Source organism: Bacillus sp. FJAT-26390 (assembly GCF_001682865.1).
Lineage (GTDB): Bacteria > Bacillota > Bacilli > Paenibacillales > Paenibacillaceae > Pristimantibacillus.
In genome coordinates, this window is the sequence record NZ_MAQX01000035.1 from 138,362 (window position 1) to 165,013 (window position 26,652).

The 26,652-nt window shown below is 48.9% G+C and carries 21 protein-coding genes and 1 riboswitch; of the genes, 7 read left to right on the forward strand and 14 right to left on the reverse strand.

Translation table 11 applies throughout. The features are described from left to right. Positions 1-129: 129 nt before the first annotated feature. Both A7975_RS29790 and A7975_RS29795 read right to left on the reverse strand, forming a co-directional pair. Complete coding sequence (locus A7975_RS29790; protein WP_053374238.1) at positions 130-1,650, reverse strand: response regulator transcription factor; 1,521 nt, start codon at positions 1,648-1,650, stop codon at positions 130-132. Beyond that, a complete protein-coding gene (locus A7975_RS29795) occupies positions 1,643-3,460 on the reverse strand; it encodes a sensor histidine kinase (protein ID WP_141680454.1) in 1,818 nt (605 codons plus the stop codon). Before A7975_RS29795 ends, A7975_RS29790 begins: the two co-directional genes overlap by 8 nt. Before the next feature lie 192 nt (positions 3,461-3,652). Between A7975_RS29795 and A7975_RS29800 the strand changes: the two genes are divergently transcribed. From A7975_RS29800 to A7975_RS29815, 4 genes are all read left to right on the forward strand, one after another. Beyond that, positions 3,653-3,922, forward strand: coding sequence for a hypothetical protein (locus A7975_RS29800; protein WP_065387557.1), 270 nt, complete (start codon positions 3,653-3,655; stop codon positions 3,920-3,922). Between the two features lie 155 nt (positions 3,923-4,077). Further along, positions 4,078-4,380 carry a hypothetical protein gene (locus A7975_RS29805; protein WP_065387558.1) on the forward strand — a complete coding sequence of 101 codons (303 nt, stop codon included), beginning with the start codon at positions 4,078-4,080 and terminating at the stop codon, positions 4,378-4,380. A 160-nt stretch (positions 4,381-4,540) separates the two neighbouring features. Beyond that, entirely contained in the window at positions 4,541-5,380 is an 840-nt protein-coding gene (ku, locus tag A7975_RS29810) for a non-homologous end joining protein Ku (RefSeq protein WP_053377620.1), read from the forward strand. Further along, positions 5,377-6,279 (forward strand): ATP-dependent DNA ligase, encoded by a 903-nt coding sequence (locus tag A7975_RS29815; RefSeq protein ID WP_065387559.1) that lies wholly within the window; start codon positions 5,377-5,379, stop codon positions 6,277-6,279. The genes ku and A7975_RS29815 overlap by 4 nt, the downstream gene beginning before the upstream one ends. A 386-nt stretch (positions 6,280-6,665) precedes the next feature. Here A7975_RS29815 and A7975_RS29820 read toward each other — a convergent pair whose 3' ends face one another. The 6 genes from A7975_RS29820 to A7975_RS29845 form a co-directional block, all read right to left on the reverse strand. Beyond that, complete coding sequence (locus A7975_RS29820) at positions 6,666-7,646, reverse strand: glycoside hydrolase family 18 protein (RefSeq protein WP_065387654.1); 981 nt, start codon at positions 7,644-7,646, stop codon at positions 6,666-6,668. A 77-nt stretch (positions 7,647-7,723) separates the two neighbouring features. Further along, positions 7,724-10,396: a transglutaminase domain-containing protein gene (locus tag A7975_RS29825; protein ID WP_141680455.1), complete on the reverse strand. Its 2,673-nt coding sequence runs from the start codon at positions 10,394-10,396 to the stop codon at positions 7,724-7,726. A gap of 6 nt (positions 10,397-10,402) precedes the next feature. Then, positions 10,403-11,428: a carbohydrate-binding family 9-like protein gene (locus tag A7975_RS29830; protein WP_065387560.1), complete on the reverse strand. Its 1,026-nt coding sequence runs from the start codon at positions 11,426-11,428 to the stop codon at positions 10,403-10,405. Between the two features lie 49 nt (positions 11,429-11,477). Next, the gene (locus tag A7975_RS29835) at positions 11,478-12,350 is read right to left on the reverse strand and encodes a sugar phosphate isomerase/epimerase family protein (RefSeq protein ID WP_065387561.1); all 873 of its coding nucleotides are present in this window, start codon (positions 12,348-12,350) and stop codon (positions 11,478-11,480) included. 38 nt (positions 12,351-12,388) lie between these two features. Then, the gene (locus tag A7975_RS29840) at positions 12,389-13,675 is read right to left on the reverse strand and encodes an alpha-L-fucosidase (RefSeq protein WP_065387562.1); all 1,287 of its coding nucleotides are present in this window, start codon (positions 13,673-13,675) and stop codon (positions 12,389-12,391) included. Between the two features lie 19 nt (positions 13,676-13,694). Next, positions 13,695-15,074 carry an alpha-L-fucosidase gene (locus A7975_RS29845; RefSeq protein ID WP_065387563.1) on the reverse strand — a complete coding sequence of 460 codons (1,380 nt, stop codon included), beginning with the start codon at positions 15,072-15,074 and terminating at the stop codon, positions 13,695-13,697. Between the two features lie 135 nt (positions 15,075-15,209). Between A7975_RS29845 and A7975_RS29850 the strand changes: the two genes are divergently transcribed. After that, the gene (locus A7975_RS29850) at positions 15,210-17,510 is read left to right on the forward strand and encodes a helix-turn-helix domain-containing protein (RefSeq protein WP_065387564.1); all 2,301 of its coding nucleotides are present in this window, start codon (positions 15,210-15,212) and stop codon (positions 17,508-17,510) included. Between the two features lie 85 nt (positions 17,511-17,595). Here A7975_RS29850 and A7975_RS29855 read toward each other — a convergent pair whose 3' ends face one another. The 5 genes from A7975_RS29855 to A7975_RS29875 all read right to left on the reverse strand — a co-directional run bounded on the left by A7975_RS29855 (position 17,596) and on the right by A7975_RS29875 (position 22,788). Beyond that, a complete protein-coding gene (locus A7975_RS29855; protein ID WP_053374228.1) occupies positions 17,596-19,209 on the reverse strand; it encodes an extracellular solute-binding protein in 1,614 nt (537 codons plus the stop codon). A gap of 42 nt (positions 19,210-19,251) precedes the next feature. Beyond that, the gene (locus A7975_RS29860) at positions 19,252-20,160 is read right to left on the reverse strand and encodes a carbohydrate ABC transporter permease (RefSeq protein ID WP_053374227.1); all 909 of its coding nucleotides are present in this window, start codon (positions 20,158-20,160) and stop codon (positions 19,252-19,254) included. An 18-nt stretch (positions 20,161-20,178) separates the two neighbouring features. Then, complete coding sequence (locus tag A7975_RS29865; RefSeq protein ID WP_231637605.1) at positions 20,179-21,105, reverse strand: ABC transporter permease; 927 nt, start codon at positions 21,103-21,105, stop codon at positions 20,179-20,181. A 511-nt stretch (positions 21,106-21,616) separates the two neighbouring features. Then, positions 21,617-22,093, reverse strand: a complete 477-nt coding sequence (locus tag A7975_RS29870) for a C40 family peptidase (protein WP_065387565.1) — start codon at positions 22,091-22,093, stop codon at positions 21,617-21,619. 3 nt (positions 22,094-22,096) lie between these two features. Further along, positions 22,097-22,235, reverse strand: a riboswitch (cyclic di-AMP (ydaO/yuaA leader). 187 nt (positions 22,236-22,422) lie between these two features. Further along, positions 22,423-22,788 (reverse strand): ArsR/SmtB family transcription factor, encoded by a 366-nt coding sequence (locus A7975_RS29875; RefSeq protein ID WP_053374224.1) that lies wholly within the window; start codon positions 22,786-22,788, stop codon positions 22,423-22,425. 184 nt (positions 22,789-22,972) lie between these two features. On the opposite strand from A7975_RS29875, the gene A7975_RS29880 reads away from it, so the two are divergent. Next, positions 22,973-24,049 (forward strand): copper resistance D family protein, encoded by a 1,077-nt coding sequence (locus tag A7975_RS29880; protein ID WP_065387566.1) that lies wholly within the window; start codon positions 22,973-22,975, stop codon positions 24,047-24,049. Between the two features lie 172 nt (positions 24,050-24,221). Beyond that, positions 24,222-26,384 carry a heavy metal translocating P-type ATPase gene (locus A7975_RS29885; RefSeq protein ID WP_065387567.1) on the forward strand — a complete coding sequence of 721 codons (2,163 nt, stop codon included), beginning with the start codon at positions 24,222-24,224 and terminating at the stop codon, positions 26,382-26,384. Positions 26,385-26,438: 54 nt separating this feature from the next. Here the strand turns inward: A7975_RS29885 and A7975_RS29890 are convergent, their stop codons facing one another. After that, positions 26,439-26,627 carry a twin-arginine translocase TatA/TatE family subunit gene (locus tag A7975_RS29890; protein WP_331459243.1) on the reverse strand — a complete coding sequence of 63 codons (189 nt, stop codon included), beginning with the start codon at positions 26,625-26,627 and terminating at the stop codon, positions 26,439-26,441. Positions 26,628-26,652: the final 25 nt, after the last annotated feature.

The window sequence follows — 26,652 nt, forward strand, 5'->3', positions numbered from 1 at the left end:
TGTCTTGTCCCATATTCGCGATGCGTCTTAAGGACTAATATAAAAATAACGGATGTAACGGTTTTCAAATAGAGAACAAAGTAAAGGTATGGTGTACAAATTAAAGAAAAAAGACTGCCCAATCTTGCTTTAGAGCAGTCCTTTATAATCAGTGGGTGAAATGCCAACATATTTTTTGAATTGCTTGTAGAAATAACCAGTTTCCCAGTAGCCTACCTGCATGGCGATCTCCTGCACCTTTAATTGCGTTTCCTTCAGCATTTCCTTTGCCTTGTTGATTCGATATTTGTTGATATATTCGGTGAACGTCTCACTCGTCTCCTTCTGGAATAAGTGACCCAGATAGACCGGATGAATGTTGTATTGCTGGCTGAGCGATTTTAGCGACAGCGCCTGCGCGTAATTTTCATGCACATAATTGAGCAGCTGCTGAATAATCGGGCTTTTCACGTCGCGCATAAGCGAATCCACCGTTAACGTTGCTGCTTCCTTGACGACCGAGACCAAACCTTCAATCGTCTCCGCGTGCATGATCTGCACGAAACCCGCTTTGTACAGCTCCGGCTGATCAGCCTGCTTGATTTCTTTGAGCTCCATTTTGAAGCGGATCATCAGCTCGATAGCCATGCTCTGGATATAGGCTGGTGTAACTCCCTCAAGCGCTTGATACAGCTCAAAATCAGCATCAATCGCCGCGTGCAGGCTCTCCAAATCCTTGGCCTTAATAAGCTTCGAGTAGGAAGACCAATCCAGCGGCTGTGCCGCTATATTGACGATGCCATTCTTCTCCGTCAGCGATCCGTAATCCAAGATAGCCGGTTCGTCCATCAGCAGAAAATATTCCTGCGCCTTCTTCGCATGGGCATAGCTTCTTGGCGCTCCCTCGCCCATTTCCTCCACGCTGCCAAGCGAAATTCGCATCTTGCTTGGCGCGAGCCGCTTTTGCATATTGTCAAGAATGCTAATCGCCTTTTCCTTGCCGGCAGCAGGATCATCGAGCATAAACACGATAACCAGGTCGCCATCAATATCGACAAAAGGCAGCATCGACGGGTCTTGAACGGCAAGCCGCTGAGCCGCCTCATAGGATGGCTCAAATTGATTTTCCGTCCGGAGAACGGCCGTGACGAGATACGGCGCATCGAGACGAATGTCCAGCATATCGGTCCGCTCGCTCAGCTCATTTGGCGCTATGCGCCCGGTTAACCAGCGATACAATATATTATCCCTAAGAATGCGGATATCATAATCGCTAAATAACCGGTCTGGCCTCGTCGTATTCAGCTTGTCGATCGTACCGACGAGCGTCTCCTGCAGCTCGTCGATATTAATCGGCTTGAGCAAATAATTTTCGACGCCAAGCTTAAGCCCCGACTTAATATAATCAAATTCATTGTAGCCGCTCAAAATAATAACCTTCAAATCCGGCCGAAATTGTCGTGCTTCCCGAATTAAGGTTAGGCCATCCATGATCGGCATCGAAATGTCCGTTAGCAAAATGTCCGCCGCTGATTCCTTAAGCGCCTCCAGCGCATCTTGGCCATTCTCCGCGGAGCCGACGATCTCTAGGCCGTATGCCGACCAATCGATAATATCGTAAAGACCCTCGATGATGAACGGCTCGTCATCTACTACGAAAACCCTATACATGCTGTGCTTCCTCCTCGCTTGGAAACTCAATCGTTACGATCGTTCCAACGCCTAGCGTGCTTGTGATTTCAAGGCCATAGTCCGTTCCATAAAGCAGCTTCAATCGCTCATGCACGCTGCGCAGGCCAAAGGAATCGCCAACCTCCTCCACCAAATCAAGCGACTGGCGGATCGCCTCGAGCCGCGTAGGATCAATCCCGATGCCATTATCCTCCGCTTGAATGCGCACTCGCCCTTCTGCCTCATAAACGCTTATGCGGATATGATTATCCGATCTGCGGGGCTGGAGACCGTGCACCACGTAATTTTCTATAATCGGCTGGAGCGCCATCCGCATAATATTTTTGCCTGCCAAGCTCTCGTCGCACACAATCTCGTAGGATAACTTGTCCTTGTATCGAATGCGGAACAGCTCCAAATAAAGACGGGAGGTCTCAAGCTCATCCTTAAGCGTGTTTTCGCCTTTGGGCTGCACGAAGCTTTTGAACAGGACGGACAAGCTATAAATCATCTCGCCTACATCCTTCGCCCCTTGCGACACGGCGCGCATGCGAATGACTTCGAGCGTATTGTACAAAAAGTGAGGGTTCACCCTTGCCTGCAGCGCAGCAAGCTCCGTGTGCTTCTGCTTGATTTCCGCTTTATATACGCGGTCGATATGGCGGGTCAGCTCGCCCAGCATATCATTAAAGCTGCGGGATATTTGTCCGAGCTCGTCTTCCTTATCGTCTTGAATGCGTGCCGACAGGTCGCCGCTTTCCACCTTGCGCATGAAGCGGATAATTTTATTCGTTCGTTTCGCAAAATTAGTGACGACCAGAACCGGCACGAGCAGCACCACGATAATGCAAATCGCGCTTATGAGCGCAATGGTATGCTTCAGCCTCTGGTACGCGGCGGCAACCTCTGCTTTTGGCGCTACGCCTACGACCATATAACCCGCTTGATTCTGGGTAAGCGTCGTCACATACGATTCCTGTTCAAGCATCGCTGTATCGAACAGCGATTCGATTTTATCCGCATAGGGATAACGGATGCCATAATAGCGGTCAGAGGAGTCGAATAACACCTCGCCCGTTGGCCCAAGCACAATAATATAGCCCTTTAATTGCTCCTTATAGCTCTCTAGCGCTTGATTTATTCGATCGGAATCAAAATAAACGAGCAGCTGCCCTAAATTTTTTAATGAATTTTTGTCCGTGATCGGTACTCGCATCGCATAGAGCTTCGGATCTTGCTGATCGATCGCTTGGCGAACCCAAGCATTCGGTACGGACATCATGCTATTCTCCAGCGCCATTGCATCCGGTATATAAGAGCGCGAGGCGTTAGTTGAAATCAACTTGCTCACATGCCCCTGCTTATAAGCGAATAAAAACTGCTTCTCCGAGCTGTACAGCAGCAAATTTTCAATATCCGCATCGCTATCCAGCTTATTTTCAAAAAAATCGAGTCCCTTTGGCATATCCACATCCGCTTCATTGGTATAATGGTCCAATTGATATTTCATGTAATCCTCGAACGGATGCTGCAAGAAATAAGTAAGATGAAGCGCTAGCGACTCATTCCTGTAAACATCCAGTACCATCGATTGCACGGATTCATATTTGCGGGTCATGTAGCTATTAACGCTATCCATCGCCTTTTTCTGATTTTCCAGCTCGTTACGGATGATCGATTGCGACATGACATTGAACATGAAATAAGAAAAAGTCACGATCGTTACGGTCGTAATGAGCGCGAACAGCAAAATCATTTTCATAAACAGATTATTTTTGACATAGTTGTCGTACAAGCTTCTAGCCTTCAAAATAAGCTCCTTCCTCGTGCTGCCCGGAACCATTGGTGAGAGGAGAACACGATAAACGCTACAACGCTTAATAATACTTCACGATGATTTGTAGACACAAGTAGGCTTCCTATCCCTAGTTCCAATGTTCTCTCATGAGGCAATGGTTAAAGGTAAGGGTTGAATGGCGCCGCGGGAGGAGCGTATAATGAAATGGTGAGGAAATCCGCAGGGATTGGAGATGAGCGCATGACGATTGCCAAAATGCTTCGCAATGTTTCCTTCGGCCTTATATTCGGCGTGCTTGCTATTGGATTATTGCCGTTTCTGGTCATTTTCAACTGGGCGGAGATGCTCAATCTGGTCGAACTGGAAACCTCGCCATTATTTATTCTACTCGGACGTTTTATTGGACCTGTGGCCCGCAAGGGCAGCACTAGCAGCACTAGCCGGCCGGAGCAAAAGAAGAACCTCGATCAATAAAACAAACAACAGCTTGAATGATTGGAATGAATCATGGCCCGAAGGAAGACACTTGGTTGAAGGTGTCCTGCTTTCGGGCCTTTCTTTTCTCGCTTAAACCCGTTATCTATAGTAAAATGGGGCGATGCAACACTATACGATTATGAGGTGCCTCCATGTCCATTAGCTTTACATCGTCCATTATAAGCCGTTTAAAAAGAGAAATCGCCGACATTCAAAAGCAAAGCGCAAGCGATAAGATAAAAAGAGAGAAAGCTCTCGCCAAAATAAAACAGCTGCAAAAGAACATTAAAATGAGCTCGTCCCCAACCGATCTCAGCAGCAAAATGACGCAAATTACGAAGCTAACCGAGGAAGCTGCCCGTATCGAGGCTTCTCAGGCTGCTATAGCCAAGCAGCTCACCGCTAAAAATGCGGAGCTTAGGCAGCAGCTCGCTAAAAACGCCCCGCAGGATTAGAACAGCACAGGACTAGAATAGCAGAGACCTTTCACCAGCTCCATTGAGCGGTGGAGGGTCTTTTTGCTATTTGGTGACCAGAGCCGCCTGCCTATCCGCTTTTTCGTATACTTTGACCAAACGCGCGCATCCTATTGAAAAAAAGCAGGGCGGGGATTGGATGCATACAGTTTGGAAAGGCGCGATTAGCTTCGGATTGGTTCATGTGCCGGTGAAGATGTTTACGGCAACGGAAGACAAGGACGTCCATTTTCGCCAAATACACAAAGTTTGCGGCATGCCTATTTCTTATGTGAAGACGTGCCCGCATTGCGAAGAAGAAGTTAAGCCGGAAGATATCGCCAAAGGCTTTGAATATGAGAAAGACAAGTTTGTTCTGTTTAATGAAGAAGAACTGGAAGCGATGAAGCCGGAATCGGCGCGGGTCATCCAAATTCTCGACTTTGTTGATCTCACCGATATCGACCCTTTGTATTATCAAAAGGCTTATTACCTCTCTCCTGACATGGCGGGAGCCGGTGCCTATAGTCTGCTCCTTGAGGCGATCAAGCAAACGGGAAAAATCGGCATCGCCAAAATTTCGATTCGGAGCAAAAGCAGCTTGGCGGCGATTCGAGCCGTCGGAAATTGCCTTTGCATGGAGACGATGCATTACCCGGATGAAATCCGGCCTCTGGCAGAGGTGCCTAACCTTCCCGAGCAAACGGTTATTAACGAAAAGGAGCTGCAAATGGCAAAGCAGCTCATCGAGCAGCTGTCGGAGCCGTTTAACGCTGACAAATATACGGATGATTACCGCGCTGCGATGCTGGAGGCGATATCGCATAAAATTGCCGGCGAAAGCGTCGACAAGGTATCCGCGCCTGCCGCTGGCCGATCCAATATCATTGATCTTATGAGCGCGCTTCAAGCCTCCCTCGAGGCAGCTAAAATACCGCCCGCCGCTGAACCAAAAAAACGGAAAAGCAGCCCAAGGAAAGCGAAGGATGTTGTGTCATGAGCAAGGCGTCCCTCCCGCTTCCGAAGGTCCCGATGGCGCCAGTCACCTCACCCGATATTCCAACCGGCCCGGAGTGGGCTTATCAAATCAAATGGGACGGCGTCCGTACGCTTGCACGGCTGGATGGGAGCGGCGGCGTTGAACTATTTTCCAAACGGGTCGAGCCCCGCAATGCCACATTCCCAGAAATCGTTGAGCTTTTGTCGCCGCTGCGCGTGGGATCTTGCATCCTTGATGGTGAAATTGTTTATTTTGACGGCACGCGGCCAAATTTTCAGCGCAGCAAGCTAGGCGTCCAGAAGCGGCCAAAGGGCAATGACCTGTTGTTTGTCATGTTCGATATGCTCAACGACAACGGCGAAGATTTGCGAAGCTTTACCTTCCGCGATCGGTACGAGAGGCTTGCCGCCAAATTTCCGAACAAGTCGCCGCAGCTATTCGTTACCGACCTATTCGACGACGGGCAGTCCCTTTGGGAATGGCTCATCGAGCGGGAATGGGAAGGGCTCATCTCGAAACGTCTGGACAGTCCATATACAGAGGGCAAAGGCCATACGGATTGGTTTAAAAAGCGCAAGGAAGTGCGAATCGTCGCGGACGTAGTCGGCATCAAATTAAAGGATGGCCGCGTCTCAAGCCTCGTGCTGCAATATGAAAACCGATACATCGGACATGTGTCGGGACTCGACAACGCCTCCAAAAAAATGCTGCTGCAGTTCATGCAGGAGCATCCTGGCGATTGCCCCTTCCCTTCGCTCTCGGCAGGCATGAAAAAATCGGACGTAGCTTGGCTCGCCGTACATTTCCCATGCAGAGTGACCGCATTAGAGTTTACCGACTCCGGCCTGCTTCGCCAACCAAAGCTGCTTGGCTTTGGTGCAGGAGATGGAGATGGTTGAAAAAGGTTGGTGCGGCTGGTTAGGCTGGTGCAGCTAGTACTACAGGAGCACACGCTATATGATTAAAAGGAATTTCTCCCGCTAATTCAAGAAATTTCAGCTGCATTTAAGAGTTTACGGGAATTTCTCCTGTTAATTTCGCGTATTTTAGCCAAGTCGTGCGATCCTGCTTCATTTAGCGAGAGTTTTTCCCGTTAAATGGTTTTTCCGGCTCTACAGCGGACAATTAGATGGATATTTTCCCGTTAATTCCTTACTGCAGCGGTTTAGGGTGCGAGTCACAAGTCAAAATGCGCACACGTACACGCCGCCTTCTCCCATCATGCAAAAACGAGCCTTAGAAGCGATTCTTCGGCTCGTTTTCGTTTCATATTTTTCTATCCCCGCTAAGCTTTAAGGCCTGTATAAATCGCGTCAAGCAGACGGTGCGTCTCGTCGCAGCCATATTCCCAGAACATGACGCCGCCGAGCTCGTTCAGCTTCACATATTCGCATTTGTGCTGCAGCGATTGTTCGTCCTCGTAGGAGATGAAGCTGCTTCCGTTAAAGAGGTACGGCGCTTTGGCTTCATTGTCCCAGTATCGAACATAGCCATTTTTATCGATGTACTCTGCTGCAAGCGTGGTGAAATTCGGCCCATAACCGCCGGTGGTTCCAGCCATTTGGTGCAGCCCATGATTACGATCAGGGACCTGATTCCACATTCGGGAGTAAAATGCCGCGCCAATGACAATCTTCTCCTTCGGCACGCCTGCACGTACGAACAGGTTAACGGATGCCTCCGTACTGATGCGGAATAGATCACCAGTCGGTGTGTACAAATTCGTATGGTGACCCGTCAACACTTGAAAGCCTCCGCGCATGTCATAAGTCATCAACTGAACAAAATCCAAGTACTGCTGGACTTGATCCATCTCCGTGCCATCCACGTAATATTGATCCGCTCCTGCGGCAATCGTAAGCAGGTAATGCCGGTCATCGCTCGCACCTTGACGATCGAGCGCCTCGCGCATCGTCTTAAGCAGCAGCGTAAAGTTTGTCTTATCTGCCGGGCTCGACGCTATTTCGGCTTCGCCGTAGCAAGGATATTCCCAATCGAGATCCACTCCGTCAAACGGAAGGTCGGTCACTGCGCGAACCGCCGAATTCGCCATGCGGCTTCTTCCCTCTTCGGTAGACGCTGCTTCGGAGAAGCCGCCAGCGCTCCAGCCTCCGACGGACAATATAATAGTAAGCTCCGGGAAATCGCGCTTGATTTTCCATACGGCATCCATATTTTTCAAATGTTCTGTCGTAATCTCATCATTGCGCACATGTCCAAACGCCACATTCAAATGCGTTAATTTCATCAAATCTTCCTGCGTCATATCCGGCAGTACGGAATCAACGGCGTAGCCCGCCACGATATATTTCTGCTTTGTCACCAAGTCTCACTCCTTTAGGTTTATTGCTGCCATACACCGCTTAGAAGCTGCAATGCTTCCTTCCCGGTTCCGATCTTATATCCGGATGCGGTATAACGAATTTGGTCCTCGCCATCAAGCACGAAGAGATGCGGGAAACCCGCCTCGCTTGCTGGCGGTCCTGCAATAAAAGCAGGCAGCGAAGCATAGCTGGAATCTCGAACAAATATCGTGTTAGGCGGGAGCTTCGGATAGCTTGAAGGATCAAAGGAAGCGGTCCACTCCAGATCGCCGACAATGAGTACGATTGGGGCACCCAGCTCTGCGAACGGCTCAACCAACTCGCTCATTTCGCGAATCAAATGCTTGGTCGGCTCCCGTTCCGGCTCCATCCATGCGACAATTGCGCCATTGCTTCCGATCAGCTCACCCAGCTTCTTGCTCGTTCCGTCAAGAAGGCTGACGGTACTGCTCCGATCCATCGTTCCAAGCACCGGAATATCGAGCATAGCCTCGCGGAACGTGAGCGGAATTTCCGTTTGTTCTCCTGCCCTAACTGTAAAATAAGTAAAGCGTACGCGTACCGTTCCATCCTTGAGGCGTATGCCTGACGTTAATCGATAAGAGCCTTGTTCGACCTCGAGCGGTTCATCGAGCAAATCTGATTTGCCGTGCGGGTAAACCAGCGTTTTATAAATTCCGTTCTCCAGCCGCGCAAACGTAAAATTGTCGGAGTACGCAGCTGCGGGTGCATCTGCCGCCGCCTCGTTATCCCGAAGCAGCCGCAGCATGCCGTTGTCATTCTTCTCTAACTGCACCGCACCCTGCGCAATCAACTGATCCTGCCGCCTGTCGTTCTGCTCTGATTGTTCAGCCGCTCCTTGCGTAAACCACGCATCCTGCCAGCTGCCGCTCGCCATGAATTGCGGCTTTTGCTCGCTCGGATGCAGCCTTGCCGGAATGCCTAAGCTGCGGCAGATCGCCACGAACAAAATATCGACGGAAGCCCGGTCTCCCTTCTTGAGGCCAAAGGTACCTACCGGATTCCCCTTCCCTTTCAAGTTCGGAAGGTCCTCCCATAGCGCCCACTCCCTGTCCAATATACGGACAAGACCTCTTGGATCTTCGCGGAACGAACCTGCTTCCTCTCCGGTAAACGTATCCTGAAAGAAACGTTTATAAGGAACGATCATCTCGTGCTGCACACGCGGGCAAAGGACATAGGGGACAAATACATCTTCCGAAAGCTCTCCGCGCTGCGACAGCGAGCCGATCAAATGATCTTCAAGCGCAGGTCGGAACGTATCGATAAGATCCTTCTCTCTCATGCTCTCGAGCAATAGCAGCGGCCACTCCCCATGCACGGTGGAATTCTCCTGCAAAAAAGCTGCAATCTCGCGGCTATTTCCGCGCGCCTTGCGCAGCACTTCCCACACCCGCTCCGGCGGAAGTCCAGCGACGAGCGCAAGCTCCGTCGCTTCTGCTTCGGTAAGAAACGTATCTTCATAGCTTGTACGCAGCTTTGTTCCTTCTTCAATCCGATGATTATGCTTTAACAGCTTCTCCTCGGACAGCGGATCAGAAGACTCTCCGCTCCGCTCCGGCGGAGGAACCATGTCAAAGTCCAAGATACCTTCCGGCTGCTGCGACTGATTCAAAATAACCTCGAAACAATCAGCTTCGGCGACGGTAACCTTCACTTCTCCCCATATGCCAACCTTTACAGCACGGATCAACAGATCGCCGAAGCCCGTCTTGAACGTTGCCTCGCCCTGCTCATTAGAAGGCAGAATTGCAATCGGATAAAATTCAGCCATATTGTACAGCTCGAAATAAACATCGGCTCCGCTAACAGGCTCTCCTTGCTCATCCTTCACATGGACAGTAATGCTGCGCGTTGGCGCGTAACCCTCTAACAAATTAATTTCGGTGAACCATTCATCGGCTAGCGTAATATCCTCAGGTCCCGGATAATTCGCAAAAATCCGCGTATTAATCAGCATCGCCCGCCGGGCAGGCGGACTGAACCAGCCTTGGTTCAACCGCGCTTCCGGTTCGCAAGCGCCGATGTAGTGCCACTTGCCGTCCGCCCATGCTTCCACCCATGCATGGTTATCGTCACAATGAGCCCAGCGCGGCGTGTATACTTGGCGGGCAGGAATGCCAATGCTGCGAAGCGCAGCAACGGCAAGCGTTGACTCCTCGCCGCAGCGGCCCCGCGCATTTCGAATCATCGTCAGCGGCGATATCGTCCGCAAATCGCTTCCGATATAGTTCGCCTTCTCATGGCACCAATAGTTCGTCTCGAGAATCGCATCTTCCATCGACAAATGCGCGGTCCGTTCCGCCAGCTCACGATACAGAATGCCGCGTGAATCCTCGATATTTTCCGTGTTTACGCGGTATGGCAGCACAAAATGCAGAAACAGGTGATCAGGCACTCGCTCGCCCCATGGCGCTTGCCTTCGAATATCCAACGTCTGGCGCACATGGCTCAAAAATAACGTCCCGTCATAATCCGCCAAATCGTTCACCGGCATATAGGCGAATAAATATTTGAGCGCCCATGTCTCTTCCTCGGTCAGCTCTTGCTGAAACACGTCAAACAGCTCAGCCGCTCTTGCCCGGGCGATCAGCTGCTTCTCACGGAATTTACGCTCGATTTGCTCCATCGCATTATGATCCAATGAGAACACAGAGGTTTGTATCGCCACTCGCCTTCACTCCCTCCATAGCTTTCCGTCTTCTCTAATGCAATAGATAGACTTTCCGTCCGTTGACGGTGCTGAAATTTGAAATAAGGAGCGGGTCGTTTCAATTTCCGGTAAAATGCTCCAATGCTCATCGTCCTTCTTGAGCAGGTTCGCTTCCTTCGCAAATTCCCCATGGCTGGCAAAGTAATTGCGCTCACGGTAATAAAGCTTGCGCAGCTCCCACTTGATGCGCTCATCCTGCGGCAGCTCGAACGATTCCAGAGCATCCACATCCTCAAACACGACATAACCCCATAGCTCAGGATAATGCATATTAATAAGTCCCATCGGCGACCACACCCAGTTATCCTCTGGATAGGACTTCCCCGTATCCGGGTTCACAACCTTGCGGTACTCGCCATCCTGCACCTCTGCCTGCCATTCGACGCGGGAGAAGTTGACGCGCCAGAACTCACCCGCAGCCGGCGGCCGGCTTTCGGCTGCGCATTCGCGCAAGCTTTGCCAAGGCATCGCCACCTCGATGCTCCACTTCCGGTTCTCCGCTCCCGGCTTGTTCAGCTCGCCGTCAATGTGTACCGCCGTCCGAAGGCCGCTAATATCCCAGCCATTTACCGGAGGGCCTCCGTCTCGGTAGGGCTTAACGAGCATTAAATCCCAAACCGTGTTCAGCGCGTTAATTTCGAACTCGTAATAGTTATGGGTGTCGCCGTCGGGATCAATGAAAATTTCAAAATCATTATCATAAAAAATAACCGATTCCCGCTCCGTCAGCGTCGCCCAAATTTGATCCTCAATCAATTCCGCCGCGAAATAAAAATACTCGTCGTCCCAAAGCATTTTGACCCGTGTCTGCTTCGCTGGCTTCGGCTTAAGATCGCCCTCGATATCGACAAAGTCATCCGTCCAGTCCGCCGCTGCCCAAAACGGCTTATCGACACGCCCATCAAGAATGAGCTCCCCTGTCGCACGCTTGCAAATATAATGCTTGGGAGCGTATTCAATCCTAGGTTCCGGCACTTCGTTTAATTTCATCTGATTCCCTCCGATTGTATGTGCTTTAGTCTACGAAGCTAAGCAATCGTTAACACTCATCCCAGAAGCGGCGCAAGTTGTCCATTGCGATGCGGGATGCCGATTGGCATTCCTCCATGCCTTCGAACTCGATGGTGATATCTCCGTCATATCCCGAGTCCTTGATAAGCTTGACGATCTTGCGGATCTCAATATCCCCATGCCCTACAATTGCCCCGCGCAAATAGTTGCCGTTTGACGTCAAGAACCAATCCCCGCCCCCAGGCTGCTGGTCATACGGACGGAAGTAAAAGTCCTTGAAATGAATGAGCGATGCGTAAGGCAGATTCTTTTTGACGCCGATGATCGGATTCTCATCCACGCACATGAAGTTCCCGACATCAAGCGTCGTCTTAAAATTCGGCCGGTCAACCGCATGCAGCACACGCTGCACGCGGTCGCTGGACTGCACGCTAAAGCCATGATTTTCTATCGTCGTTGTAATGCCAAACTGCGCGGCGTAGTCAGCGATAAGCTGGCTGCCCTTCACCATAAGATGCAGATGGTCCTCGAACCATTTGATCGTCGTCTTCTCCTCTGGGAGGGTAAAGGCGGTCACGTCATGGCGCATATGGTTCATGCCAAGCCGGTGCACAAGATCAACATGCTGCTTGACCCGGGCAATCTCCTCGTCGAACAATTCATCCGTATCCTGCACAAAATTAGCCGGCATCGAATAGTTCGACAGCGCAATGCCCGCTTCCTTCGCGGTCTCCCGCACGGCATCTGCGAGCTCTGGGTTGTCCACCAGCGTATAGCCATAGGGAACGATCTCCATATGCTCCCCTCCGTTATCCGCAATCCAGCGGATCGCATCAAGAACGGTCATTTCTCCAGCTTTAATCGCGTTCAACAAGCTATAAGAGCTTAATCCCAGCTTCATCGTTTCTTCCTCCTTGGAGAGCATGCAAGATTACTAGATTAGTTATGGGTGACAACAGCGCCGGAACCGCCGTACATATCCAGCTCTTCATCGAATTCCAGCTTAAGGACCGTAACTTGATTATGAGTGTCTTCCGAAGTCATATGAATCCATGTCGTTCCTGGTATGTTGAACCACGGCACGCCGCCGTGAATTTCATGCGTAAGCTCCTTGCCGGAGTGAAGCACCGTAATTTTTTTGATCGGATTCGATAATCCCTTCAGGCACACATTTTCTTTCGGATCATCGTAAACGAACAGGTACAACGTCTTTTTATCCTTCGAAACCGTACTCCCGCCTAGATAATAACGTGGCATAATGCCTTCTTCCGTTCCGAACACCGCTTCCTCGTGCGTGCGAATCCATTCTCCCAATCCTAGTAAAATGTCCTCCTGCCTCTTATCGATCGTCCCGTCTTCCATAGGACCGATATCCAGCAGCATATTGCCGCCCAAGGTAATGCAATCACAGAACATCCGAATGATCTGGTTCAAGGATTTGTACTTGTCATCCGTTGGAACGTATCCCCATGAGCTATTGATCGTCGTGCAGAACTCCCACGGACCCTCCGGGCGCGTAATCGGAATGCCTTGCTCGGGTGTCTTGTAATCGCCATAGCCTTGCAGGCGCGAATTGATAATAATATCTGGGTTAAACGATTGAAGGTACTGCTTGAACGCTGGCAGATTCCACTGCTCCGCGCTTCGTTCCCAGTCACCGTCGAACCAGAGCAAATCAACCTTTCCGAAGTTCGTCAGAACTTCCCGCAGCTGGTCATTGTTGAACTGTAGAAATTTTCTCCACTTTTCTTCATCCTGAATGCCATCGGCAGGGCTTGAAAAACGATTCACCGTACTCAAATCATCAGGCACCCTGCCGCCTTCAAAAACGGACGGGTAATCGGGATGCGACCAGTCGATGAGCGAATAATACATTCCAAGGCGAATGCCTCTGCTCGTAACGGCTTCCGCATACTCTTTAATAAGATCGCGTTTGGCCGGCGTTTTTTTCACAACGTTCAAATCGCTGTACTGCGTGTCCCACAAAGCTACCCCGTCATGATGCTTCGTCGTTAGCACCGCATATTTAGCGCCGGATTGCTCGATCAAATCCGCCCATTTGTCCGCGTCAAATTGGGATGCCGTAAAGCTGTCCAGCTGTTTCATATAATCCTCATAGGACATTCTCCCGTTATAAAAGGACCATGACTCCGCAACGCCGTCTACCGCATAAATCCCATAATGTATAAAAATACCGAGCTTCGCTTCCTTGAACCACTCTTGCATCTCTTCTTGCCCCTCTCCGCTACTTGATTCGGAATACATGCGCAATTGGCGCTTGCACTAACCGTTCATTTTCCGGCAAAAGCACGATAATCCCGTTGTCCGTTCTACGATATTGCAGATTTTCCTGACCGCCTACGAGATCGATCTGGCTGAAGGCTTGCCGGTAAGGAATATGCAGCTCCTCCATCACAGCCTCTTGCTCGTCCTTGTACAAGTAGAAGGCATAAACCGTATCGCCTTTTCTCGTAAACTGGCAATTATCTACCGAATACGGCTCGCAAATACGCGTCCCATAAATCGCCTCGCCATAGACCTTGAGCCATGCGCCCATCCCTTTGATTCTGCTAATTGCGGTTTCAGGAAGCCTTCCGTCTGGCTGCGGGCCTACATTCAAAGCCAAATTGCCCCCTTTTGCAACAATTTCGACAAGCAAATGAATCAGTTGCCGAACGGTCTTATATTTATCTTCATAACGGAAGGAGAATGAAGTCCCCATCGTGATGCAGCTCTCCCACGGCACATGAAGCGGACGCTCCGGCAAGGTCTGCTCTGGCGTAATCAAATTCTCATAAAGTCCGCCGACGGTACGGTCAGCCGACAGAAGCCAAGGCTGCGTCTCGCGCGCCTTCTCCACCACTTCGCCTAACCGGATGTTTTGGTCGCGATAGTCATTGACCCAGCCTGCATCGAGCCACAGCACATCGATTCGTCCGTAACGCGTCATCAGCTCCATAATTTGCTCATGGGTGAATTGCACGAACTTCTCCCACAAGTGGGGATATTGCTTCGGATCATACGAAGGTCCGCGCGCCGTAAACGATCCGCGCTCCATCCCCGGCGTCCAGTAGTAAGGAGTATGCCAATCCGCTTTTGAAAAATAGGCGGAAATGGCAAGGCCCTTGGCGCGAAATGCATCAAACAGCTGCTTGCAAATATCGGCGTTTTTGTTCATATGGAAAGGGCAATCCGGGCCTGTAATCCGGTAATCGGTCGTATGGGTATCCCACATGCAGAAGCCGTCATGGTGCTTAGTCGTGAAATTCAAATACTTAAACCCGTTCTCCGCCGCTAGGTCCGCCCATAGCTCGGGCTGCAATCGAAGCGGATTAAACGTCTTATTCAGCCCAAAATACTGCCGCTTCAGCTCCTCCGCATCAACATCCCAGTCGATGCCGTCGCGCGACCATTCTTCGTCCTTATCGCTAAGCGCCCATGATTCTACGACGCCAAGCTGAGAATACGGCCCCCAGTGCATCATCAGTCCCAGCTTCTGGTCCTTGAACCATTCGAGCCGCTCCAGCAGAAGCGGATTCTCTGGTTTTACCCACTGCTCTTCGCTGCTATAGTTGTGCACTCCCTGCTCGACCGCTTGCTCCTCTGCTACCTTCATCTCGCTCATCGTATACCTCCAGCGCCATAGGCTTATTGTTATTTGATCGTTTCTAGTATTCTTTCGCTCTATGTCCAAATTGTAAATTTGTTGATATGATAGGAATCAATTAAACGGCTTGGTCAATAACAGGGGGCAGAATACATGAAACGGAACTACTTTAAATCGAAACTGTTTTTAAAATATATCTGGTCCTACTTGTTTATTTTACTTATCCCTTTAATCCTGATGACACTATTTATCTACCAGAACGCCGTTACCAATCTGAGATCCGAAATCGAACATTCCAGCTTGAGCCAATTAACGCAAACGAAAGTCATCATTGACGGCAGGATGAAGGAATTAAGCGAAATCGCATCCCGCATCTCCTATGACAAGAGGCTGACGCCATTCCGGGTCCATGATTCTTACTACAGCGGCGAAGCTATTCAAGCGCTTGACCAATACAAAGCAACAAGCTCGATCATCGGGGAATTGTTCTTATATTTTCATAACGACAAGAACATTTATTCGGCAAAAGGTCTGTCCAGCCTTGACGTATTCTCAAGCACCTTCAGCTTCAACAACTGGAGCAAAGATACGGTTCTGCAAGACTTGAACCGCGTTAAATTCCCAACGATGCGGCCAGCCGATACCGTTATCCGCAACTCTACCCTGCAGGATACGATGCTCGCTTATTTGGTTCCCATCACGCCATACAGCCCTAATCCGCACGGAACGATTATGTATCTCATCAAGGAATCCGAGCTGACCAGCTTAATTGATTCGATTCTAGGCAACTATCAAGGCTTAACTTATATATTGGACAACAATGGCCAAATTTTAGTAGACAATCGGCAGGGTGAAGCCTTAACGAATGCGGAAGCGCAGTCCTTGTTCGGCCTATCGCCCGGCATTCATGACAAAATTTTAGACGGCAAGCCGCACTCGATCGTATCGGTAAAATCAGAGAACAACGGCTGGACGTATGTGACCGTTATGCCTAGCGCGCAATTTTTCAGCAGCGTCGTGCATGTCCGGAGCTTTATCGTCATGTTGTTCATCATCGTCGTTATCGTTGGCGCTGCGATTGCTCTCTTGCTAGCCAGAATGCAATACCAACCGATCTCTACGCTGCTTGAGTTTGCCAATTCCAAATCCAAACCGAAGCATCAGGCCAATGAAGCTGCCGGAGCCGGCAACGAGCTTGACCGGATCCGAACAGCGCTGCAGGAGTACAGCTCGCGCGTAGATCTGCAAGAGCCGTACGCCCGCAATCATTTTCTGTCCATGCTGCTCAAATACGGAAATGCGCAAAGCCTTACGCCTGAGCTACAAGAAGCGTTCGATGTCCATTTCGACCGTACCCATCACTTTGTCATGGTGATCGGCTGGGGAGAAACGGGCGATACGCACGAAGATAAGCAGGATCGGCAGGAAATTATCGAGCTTCTTGCCCAAATCGAGTTCCCGGAATTGGAAGCGCATGCCTACGGCGTGGAGCTCCCTCAGCTCGAGCAGCTCGCGCTTATTATCAGCTTCAATATGGATGCCGAGCAGCAGCCATTCACGCCAGCTCGCCTCATCGTCGAAGCGGTTCTAAGCAACATGCTGGAAACGTTTGATGCTGCTCCTTCGATAGGCGTTGGAACCTGCTACTCCAGCCCGGACCAGCTGAACCAATCCTTTATCGAAGCTTGCTCCGCCTTCGAGATGAGAGGCTCGAGCGGCCACGGCACCGTCACATATTTCGAGAAGCTGCTGGACACGACCGACCATACCTTCTGGATTCCGGCTAACTCGCTGATGAAGCTCTCCCAAAGCTTGAAACAGGGAAGCTATGATGTCGCTGAACAAACGATCAGCCCATTCATCCGAAGCCTGCAATCACCTGAGATGTCCGCTTTGCAAAAACGTTGCATCAGCTTCGATATTTTAAATACGATGCTCAAAACCGCATCCGAGCTTGGCATTCATAATTTAATCCAGGATATGGCGCCGAATATGATTTACAGCCATTCGCTGGATGAGCTGGAGGCCGGCTTTCTAAGTCTCGCCTCCCGAATCTGCACGCAAGTGGAGCGGGATAATCAGAAGGAAGAACAATCGCAGATCGACCGGATTGTATCCTATATTGACGAGCATTATAGGGATCATGCGCTCAGTCTGGAGACGATCGCCTTTGAATTCGCGATATCGCCTTCTCATGTCAGCCGATCCTTCAAGGAAAAGATGGGTCTTAACTTTATTCAATACATTTGGCAAAAAAGACTGGAGGAGGTTATGCACCAGTTAAAAACAACAAGCGCTCCTCTTAAAGACATCATCATTCAAGTCGGCTATTTGGATACGCCCAACTTTATCCGAAAGTTCAAGAAGGAAACCGGCTATACGCCCGGCCAATTCCGCAAGCTGTTCTGGGAGAACGGGCAGGCTCCAGCCGTATCCGAGCTGGATGACGAATAATAAAACAACACCCGGTCATGATTTCGCATGACCGGGTTATTTGTGTTTCTTGCTTCATGCCTTATTCGTTTATTTCCTGCGGTCCTTATCTGTCGTAAGCGCTTTGGTAAAGCTCAGCGATACGGTCCCCGCCCATTTTTTTAATTTGCTCTAAATACTTGTCCCAATTGGAGAGAGACTCTTGCCCTGTCACGAACTTCGCTTCCATTTGTTGAACATACGTGTTCAGATCAGATAGCAGAGTAGAAGCTTCCGTTTGCTCTTCATTCGTCAAGTAAACGTTAGGGAATGGCGCTTTGGCGATTGGCACAAGCTTTTCTTCATTTTGCTTATCGATCCATAAGTCAAAGTCGCTCCGCAAACCGATGGAAAGCTCGCTCGAATTCACGCCCGGCGTAAGGATACCGTAGTTTGGCGTGATCGTACCGCGGTATTCGTCACGGTCGCCGCCGCCTGGAACCGGAAGCCATTCTTTCTCATGTTTTTCTTTGTCCTTATATTTCCAAAGCAGATTCTCTGGCCCTTGGCCAAACAATGTAGCGCCTTCATAGCTGTACAGATAATCTACCCAGCGCATCGTTGCTTCCGGAGCTGGGTTGCTGCTCGTAATCGCAAACGTACCGTTTGCCGAAATACCAGGGTGTTTGCCGTAAACAGGAGAATCGGCTATTTCGCTTTTCACAGGCGTCATAAGCGGGTTATCCTCGCTTGGCTCGCCGCCTAGCGTAAAGTAAGGGAAATAGTCGTTGAACACGGCAACTTGATTGTTTTTCCCTTTCGCTTTCTTCTGCTCATCCGTCTGCGAGAATGTCTCATGGTCAAGCAAATCTTCTTTCCATAGGCGGTTCAGGAATGTCAAATATCCTTTGTATCCTTCTTCTTGCGGCGTGTAGTGTACTTTTCCGGCCTTATCCGCATATACGACCTCGTCATAAATGCCCCAGAAGCCGAGGAAGTACATGCGCAAATCATTCAGTTTCACAGAAGTGAGCGGAATTTCATCCTTTTTCCCGTTACCGTTTGCATCTTCATCCTTAACGCGCTTCAGATAAGCATATAGCTCTTCTGTTGTTTTAGGCTCTGATGCCCCAAGGGATTTCAGGAATTTACCGTTGTACCACATCGGGCCGCGGTACCACACGGCAGCCAAATCGACTGTAGGCAGCGCATAAATATGGCCGTCTGGCGTTGTGAATGACTTGCGGATATCGGGATGGTCGTCAAAAATCTTTTTGATATTAGGCGCATATCCCTCATCAATATATTTTTCTAAAGGGATAAGAACGCCTTGTGTACCGTAAGTCACTTGTTCTGCTGGCTTAAGGTCTGCCGCATAGAACATATCCGGCAAATCGCCGCTCGCAAATACGAGGTTCTTCTTGGTAGCAAAGCTATCAAGCGGGGCGTTTTGGAATTCAAGCTTAATGCCTGTCAGCTTCTCCATCTCTTGCAGAACAGGCATCTTGTTCCAATCGGCAACGCCAACATCCTGAGACATCATCTTGAGCGTGATGGGCTCGGTTACGACAGGAAATCCTTCTTTGTTCACCCCTTTGGCCTCATTGGAGGTTGACGCCTCTTTGCCAGCATTGTTGCCGCTTGTTTTCCCCTCGTCATTCGCGGAACCACAAGCTGTTAATACGGAGACAAGCAGCGTGAGGCTAAGCAAAACCGATGATGCTTTCTGTAGCTTTTTCATCCAAAAACCCTCTCCCTTTTTTCATATCATTTATGAGCAAAATCAGCCCTTAACGGAGCCAATCATGACACCTTGCACAAAGTAACGCTGAAGAAACGGATAAATGGCGATAATCGGCGCAGTCGCCACGATAATAACGGCGTATTTGACCAGCGAAGCAATCTCTGCCTTGTTGTTGAGAGCAGATGCGCTCGCCGCATCGAGTGCGCCCCCGCCTTGAGCCGACATCTCCTGCAGAACAAGAATCTGGCGCAGGACAAGCTGCAGCGGGTATTTAGCGGCATCGTTCAAATAAATAAGTGCCGAGAAGTAACTGTTCCAGTTGCCTACGCCGTAGAACAAAGCCATTACGGCAATGATCGGCATCGACAGCGGCAAAATAATTTTCATGAACAGCCGCAGGTTGGTACAGCCGTCAATCTGTGCGGCCTCCTGCAGCTCTTTTGGAATGGAGGATTGAAAAAACGTGCGGGCTACGATAATGTTCCAAATCGATGCGGCTGACGGTATGACAATCGCCCACATCGTATTGACCATTCCGAGTTCCTTGACGAGCAAATAACTTGGCACCAGGCCGCCGCCAAAAAACATCGTAACCATAAACATGCCCATAAAAAAGTTGCGTCCCATAAAATCCTTGCGGCTTAGCGCATATGCCGCTGGCAGCGTCACCAATAAATTGATCGTCGTTCCAACCACCGTATAAAGGATGGTGTTGCCGTATCCGGTCCAAATGCTCGTGTTCTGGAATACACGCTGGTAGCCTTCAAACGTAATGCCTTTGGGCCATAGCCACATCTCGCCGGAACCGACTAGCTTAGGATCGCTTATAGATGCGCTGATCATATAAATAACCGGATAAGCTACGACAATAAAAGCCAAGAACACATAGATATAGTTGCAAATGAGAAATACTTTGTCCCGTCCGCTCTCTTTAACGGCGCTCGTCATCGGTCGCACCCCCTTCTTTTACCACAAGCTGTTTTCATTGGTACGTCTTACAATCTGATTCACAACAACTAACACAAACGCATTAATAACGGAATTGAACAAACCGATCGCGGTCGAGAAGCTGTACTGGGCATCGACAAGGCCTGAACGATACACGAATGTCGAAATGACATCGGATGCTCCCATATTCAGCGAGTTTTGCAGCAATAAAATTTTCTCAAACCCTACTCCTAGAAGACTTCCCATATTTAAAATTAATAATATGGTCATCGTCGGGACAATCGTCGGAATGTTAATGTGACGCACCCGTTGGAACCGTGAAGCTCCGTCAATAATCGCTGCTTCATGCAGGCCTGGATCTACGCCTGATAGCGCTGCCAAGTATATGATCGTACCCCAGCCTGCGCTTTGCCATACACCTGAGAGCACATACATCGTCTTAAACCATCTCGGATCAGTCAGAAAATCAGGTGCGTCAAACCCTAGCCATTGAAGCAGGTGCGTGACAATCCCTGACGAAGGCGACAGGAACGTAATGATCATACCCGCCATAACGACGACTGAAATGAAATGCGGCGCATAAGTGACGGTCTGAGCCATCTTCTTAAAGAAGCCGCCCTTAATCTCATTGAAGGCAAGCGCCAGAATAATCGGAATCGGAAACCCGATAGCCAGTTCATACAGGCTAATGCTCAAAGTGTTCCATATCAAGTCCCAGAAGTAATAAGAATCAAAAAATCGGACAAAATGATCAAAACCTACCCAAGGGCTTCCTAAAATCCCTTTTGTCGGTATAAAGTTTTTGAACGCAATTTGTATGCCATACATCGGAAGATAAGAGAAAATAAGAAAGTAGAAAAAGGCGGGGGCGATGAATAGATACAGCTCCCAATTTTGAAACAATCTTTTCCCCACTCTGCTCTTCATCTTGCCCGGCTTCAGCATGCTGCCCGTTGCAATACGTTTAACCTCCTGCATAGAATCACTCCTTCCCGTTTCGTAATTATTGTTCTTGTTTGTGTTTGGCGATTAGGATTTCACAAATGCTATCGCTTACAATTACAACGATAGCCGACAAACGGAAAACCCGTAAATATGTCGTTTTCCATCTTCATGAAAGCGCATAACTCTTATGAAGATATATAAGGAAAATAACTAGTCCGACTATTCCGACAACAACGATTATGTGTCATTTTTGTCCGAAAACGCCCGGTTTTACTGCATCCGCAAAATATACCAATCGCATTTAAAGCGGCTGACACCCCTTCGGGACAGTCAAAAATGGTGAAATCAAGAATGACATGTATGCGTTTTCATAAAAAGCTTCAAAAAGCGCCTCCAAATTAGCAAGCCGCTTGCGCTACTTTGAAAAGGCATAAAAAAGAGGCCCCGCAAAAGTTCGATGAACTTCTGCACAGCCTCTTATTCAACCTCTGCGGTTATAACCTGCGGCACCTTACTTCGACTCCATCATTGCCGCAAAAGCATCCTCTGTTATTACTCGGCGTGCCGTTACGTAACGCTTCTCATAATAGCTATCGCTCAGCTTCGTAATCGTAACCCCTTTGCTTGTAGAAGAATGAGCGAACTTTCCTTCTCCTATGTAAATGCCTGCATGGGAGACTCCTTTTCCGCTTGTATTAAAAAATACAAGATCTCCCTCACGCAGCTCATCTTTATTGACCTCAGTGCCCGTCTCGGATTGAGACTGGGATGTTCTTGGCAGCTTCACATCAAACTGGTTAAAAACATGTAAAATAAAGCCCGAGCAATCAAATCCTTTATTCGTTGTGCCGCCCCATTTATACGGAGTTCCGATAACATCGGCTACTGAAGCGTCAAGCACCGAGCGCTCTGACTTCTCAGCGAGCACGCTCCCTCCGCCAAGCAATAACATGATGCAGGATAAAAATACGACTAAACTTCTTTTCAAAACTGCTTCTCCCTTCGCTGCCTACGAGGTTAGCTTATGGGTTCGGTTGAAGATCCCTATGCTGTAGGATAATCCTTGAGCAATTCACCCTAGGTGGTTCCCCCGTTTCTTACAAAAACAAAGAATTAGGCACGTAAATAGACTACATAGTATAGTTTAATTCGATTGTTTCAGCCATAATCCTCCAAAATCTATATTAGAATCCTTTCATTTTTCATTATCTTTCCTTTTGGTTTGTCAAATAGTTGATTTATTCATGCCAAAACTGTGCTCGAGCTAGCCGATAAAAAAAAAGAGTATCCGTATTTACATACAGTTACTCTTTGCTTTTAAGCGTGCTCCAAATGCTTCAAGGTTTGAACAAAAATCTCTTTGACATGGTCATCATCAATGGAGTAATAAACCGTCTTGCCTTCCTTGCGGCGCTTAACGATTCTCACGTTGCGCAAATAGCGAAGCTGGTGGGAAACGGCGGACTGCGCCATGCTGAGTACGAGGCATAAATCATGCACGCATAACTCATGGTTCAGCAAAGCATGTATCATTTTAACCCTTGTAGGATCACCTAGCGCTTTAAAAAGCTCAGCCAAATCAACCGCAGTCTGCTCCTGCAGCTTCGCTTGATTTAACACATTCAGATTCATATCGGTGCCTAAACAAGTATCGTCGCATTGTTCTTCCACTACTCGATCCATCTCTCATTGCCACCGCCTTTATATTCGTACTTTTCATTATATCAGAAAGATTACGTTTAAGGCAGTCTACCCTTGTATATCAAATTTTCGGTCATTTGTCATATGAGCATACATTCATTTATTGCCAATTATGATATGATGCTTTAGAAACTAACCATCGAAACGGAATTTGGAGCTGGTAGCCTTGTATATTTACTTTTTCGAAACACTGCTTTATTTGTCCTTTGCCTTTACTGGCGGTTACATATGTCTTTTATTCGTTCCTGACCGCTCAAAGCCAGCCATTAAATATCCAGTGGACTTATTCCAATACGCGATTCTCGGCATTCCATTATTCTCGTTTATGTCAATCATACGAACAACGATTGTCCTCAGCGATTTTGCCGAAAATATGTCCTTTGTGCAAATTTTGCTCATCGTATTAAAGGATTACAACTACGGGAACGCATGGATCTGGAACCTTATCATCTGTACGGTCATGTACATGATCACGGTATTAAGCGGCTTTCAGCATAAGTGGACCAAGTGGCTGCTTGCCATCATCTGGATATGCAGCATACTTGCTCACGGATGGGCAAGTCACCCGACCGGTTTCTCCGCCACATGGGGATTTCTCTCCCAATCCATCCATGTCGCTGCCGTATCGATTTGGCTTGGAACGCTTCTCTTGGCAGCATGGTTCACAAGGGGCGAACTGAGATGGAACGCTTTTATCCGCTGGTTTACGCCGCTATCGATTGTAAGCATGGCGCTTATCATAGCCGCAGGGCTAGTGATGATGTCGCTTATCGTTGACGGATATATCAATTCATGGGGCATCAATTACGGCGAAGCCCTTCTGCTCAAGCATCTTGTCTTTCTGCCGCTTCTCCTTCTTGGCTTTATGAACGGTTTTCTGGCGAAGCTAACGAATAATGGCAAAGATGAACGCAAGCTGCTATGGTGGCTTCGCCTTGAAACGTTTGTAGCCCTTGCGGTTCTTATCATTACAGCCTTTATGGGCGTACAGGAGCCCCCGCATGAAGACGAGTTTGAGCTGCCGACGCCTTCTCCGTTATTTAAGTGGCTGCATGGCCAAGTGCAAACCTTAGACCTGCAATGGAGCTGGGGTTTTGCGCCGCTTGCGATGATCGCACTCGGGCTCGTTGCTCTGGCTATGCTGATTCCTCTATATAAAAGAGAAAAACGCGGCCTATTTATCACAAGTATGTTAATGGGTATATTGCTTCCGTTCCTCGGTATACTCTTATCTGTGAAGTAAAGGCACGAGATCATTTCCTGCGAATATGATACCATCGGACTGCTTAGAAACAGCTCGATGGTTTTTTTATGTTTTTATGTCACATTTGGGGAGAATAAGTTTGACATAAATGTTGGATTCGCATATTATATGAGCAAGTATTCATATATTGATTTTGAAAGAAGGCTAACGTATGAATGAATATCGCATAAAGGGGCTGTCCTGCGGCGGATGCGCCCTCCGTATGGAGGAAGAGATCAAGCAATTGGAGCATGGCGATGATGCAAAGCTTAGCTATAACTCAGGAAAATTAACGGTTAATCCGCAAATTTCCATGGTCGAAGTCAGAAAAATTTTAAAATCGGACAATGCCTACATCGAATCGAGCGCGGAATCAAATACCGAGCACAATCATAGTCACCATGATCATGATGGTCATACGCATGATGGTCATACGCATGATGGACATGATCATGGTCATGACCACAGCCATGAAGACGGCAATGGGAAAATGCTGAAATTGCTCATTACATCCGGCGTTGTTTATGTCGCGGCATTGCTGCTTGACGGCGTACTCGACAAACAAGCGGTCATTATTTTGTATGTGCTTGCGACGATTATTAGCGGCTACACCACCTTTTTCCGCGGACTCAAAAATCTATTCAAACTAAAATTTAATATCGATACGTTAATGACGATTGCATTAATTGGCGCGGTTGCCATTGGCGAATGGAAGGAAGCTACGCTCGTTGCCATTTTATTTGGGCTTAATGAGCTGCTCGAAGGGTATGGAATGGAGAAGGCGCGGCGTTCCATGGAGGCTTTACTCCAAGTTGCCCCTAAGGAAGCCTTAAAGCTGGACAACGGCCAAGAGGTGATCGTTCCGATCTCCTCCCTGCAAGTCGGCGACTTCGTGAAAATAAAGCCCGGCGAGAAAATCCCTTCGGACGGTACGGTCACAGACGGGAAAAGCTCGGTGAATGAGGCTGCGATTACGGGAGAATCGCTTCCGATTGAGAAGGAATCCGGCGAGCCTGTTTTTGGCGGCAGCATTAACAATGAGGGACTGCTGGTCGTTCGAATCGATAAAGCTTACAAAGATTCTTCCTTGGCTAAAATACTCCATCTCGTGCAAGAAGCACAGGAAACCAAAACGCCAACTGAACTCTTTATTAATAAATTCGCCAAATATTATACGCCGCTTATTATGCTTGTTGCAGCGCTTGTTATGCTTGTGCCTCCGCTCCTCTTTCAAGGAGATTGGATGACATGGCTTTATCAAGGCTTATCGGTACTCATCGTTGGCTGCCCATGCGCACTGATTCTTTCCTCCCCCATTGCGATTGTTTCGGGAATTACGAGAAATGCACGCAACGGCGTACTGGTCAAAGGCGGCGTGTTCCTAGAGCAGCTTGGCAAGATCGATACGCTCGCTTTTGATAAAACAGGCACTTTAACGAAGGGCGAACCGCATGTCGCTCAATTGGAAGCTTATGAAGAGGAACTGTTTTTCCAAGTGGCTGGAGCGATCGAGAAGTCCTCTTCCCACCCGCTGGCAAAAGCGATTATGAAGGAAATAGACAGCAGAAGCATCATCGTGCCTGAACCGGATGAGATTCAAACGCTGACTGGCCGAGGGATTAAAGCGCAGGTTAACGGTCAGACGTACTGGCTTGGCAATGAAAAGAGCATCGCGCATATTGCGGTTCCAAGTCCTATCCAAAGCCGCATCGAACAATTAAAAGACGAAGGCCTCACCCTTGTACTCGTTGCAGACGAGCAGCAGATTCTAGGCATGTTCGGCATCGCGGACGAAATTCGTGAGGAAAGCCGCTCTGTCATTGCAGCTTTGCACAAGCTGGGAATTACAAGCACCGTCATGCTGACAGGCGATCATCAGAAGACCGCTGCCAAAGTGGCTTCGGCTGTCGGCGTCTCCGAATTTTACGGAAGCCTGCTTCCGGAAGACAAAGTGAAGCGGATTAAAGAGCTTTCTGCCAACCATAAAGTAGCGATGATCGGTGACGGCATTAATGACGCTCCTGCTCTCGCGTCCGCGCAGCTCGGCATTGCGATGGGCAAAGGAACGGACAGCGCGATCGAGACGGCGGATATCGTGCTTATGCAGGATCATTTGGGCAAGCTTCCGGAAGCCGTTTCGATTGCCAAGAAGGTCAATCGCGTCATTCGTTTCAACATCGTTGTCTCGCTGGGGCTGAAAGTAATCGCGCTCTTGCTTACGATTCCCGGCTGGCTCACCTTATGGATCGCCATTCTCTCCGATATGGGAGCTACCGTATTCGTTACGCTGGTCAGCTTGACCCTATTAATCGAAGGCAAGAAACGTCTCGGTTAAGCACATCATATAAAGAGCCGCTAGAAACATTCTAGCGGCTCTTTGCTTGCACGTTTATTTAAGCTCCTTCGGCTTCGATTGATCGTCTGCCTTCTCATCCGGGTCTATTATACCTTTTGCGCCTCTTCTGAACTCGGACAACGTCGTGCCAATCGCTCGGCCAAGCTGAGGCAGCTTGGATGGTCCAAAGAGCAGCAGCCCTAAAATAACAAGCAATATAATGCCCGCGACACCAATATTCATCGGCATTTCAATCTCCCCATTTCCT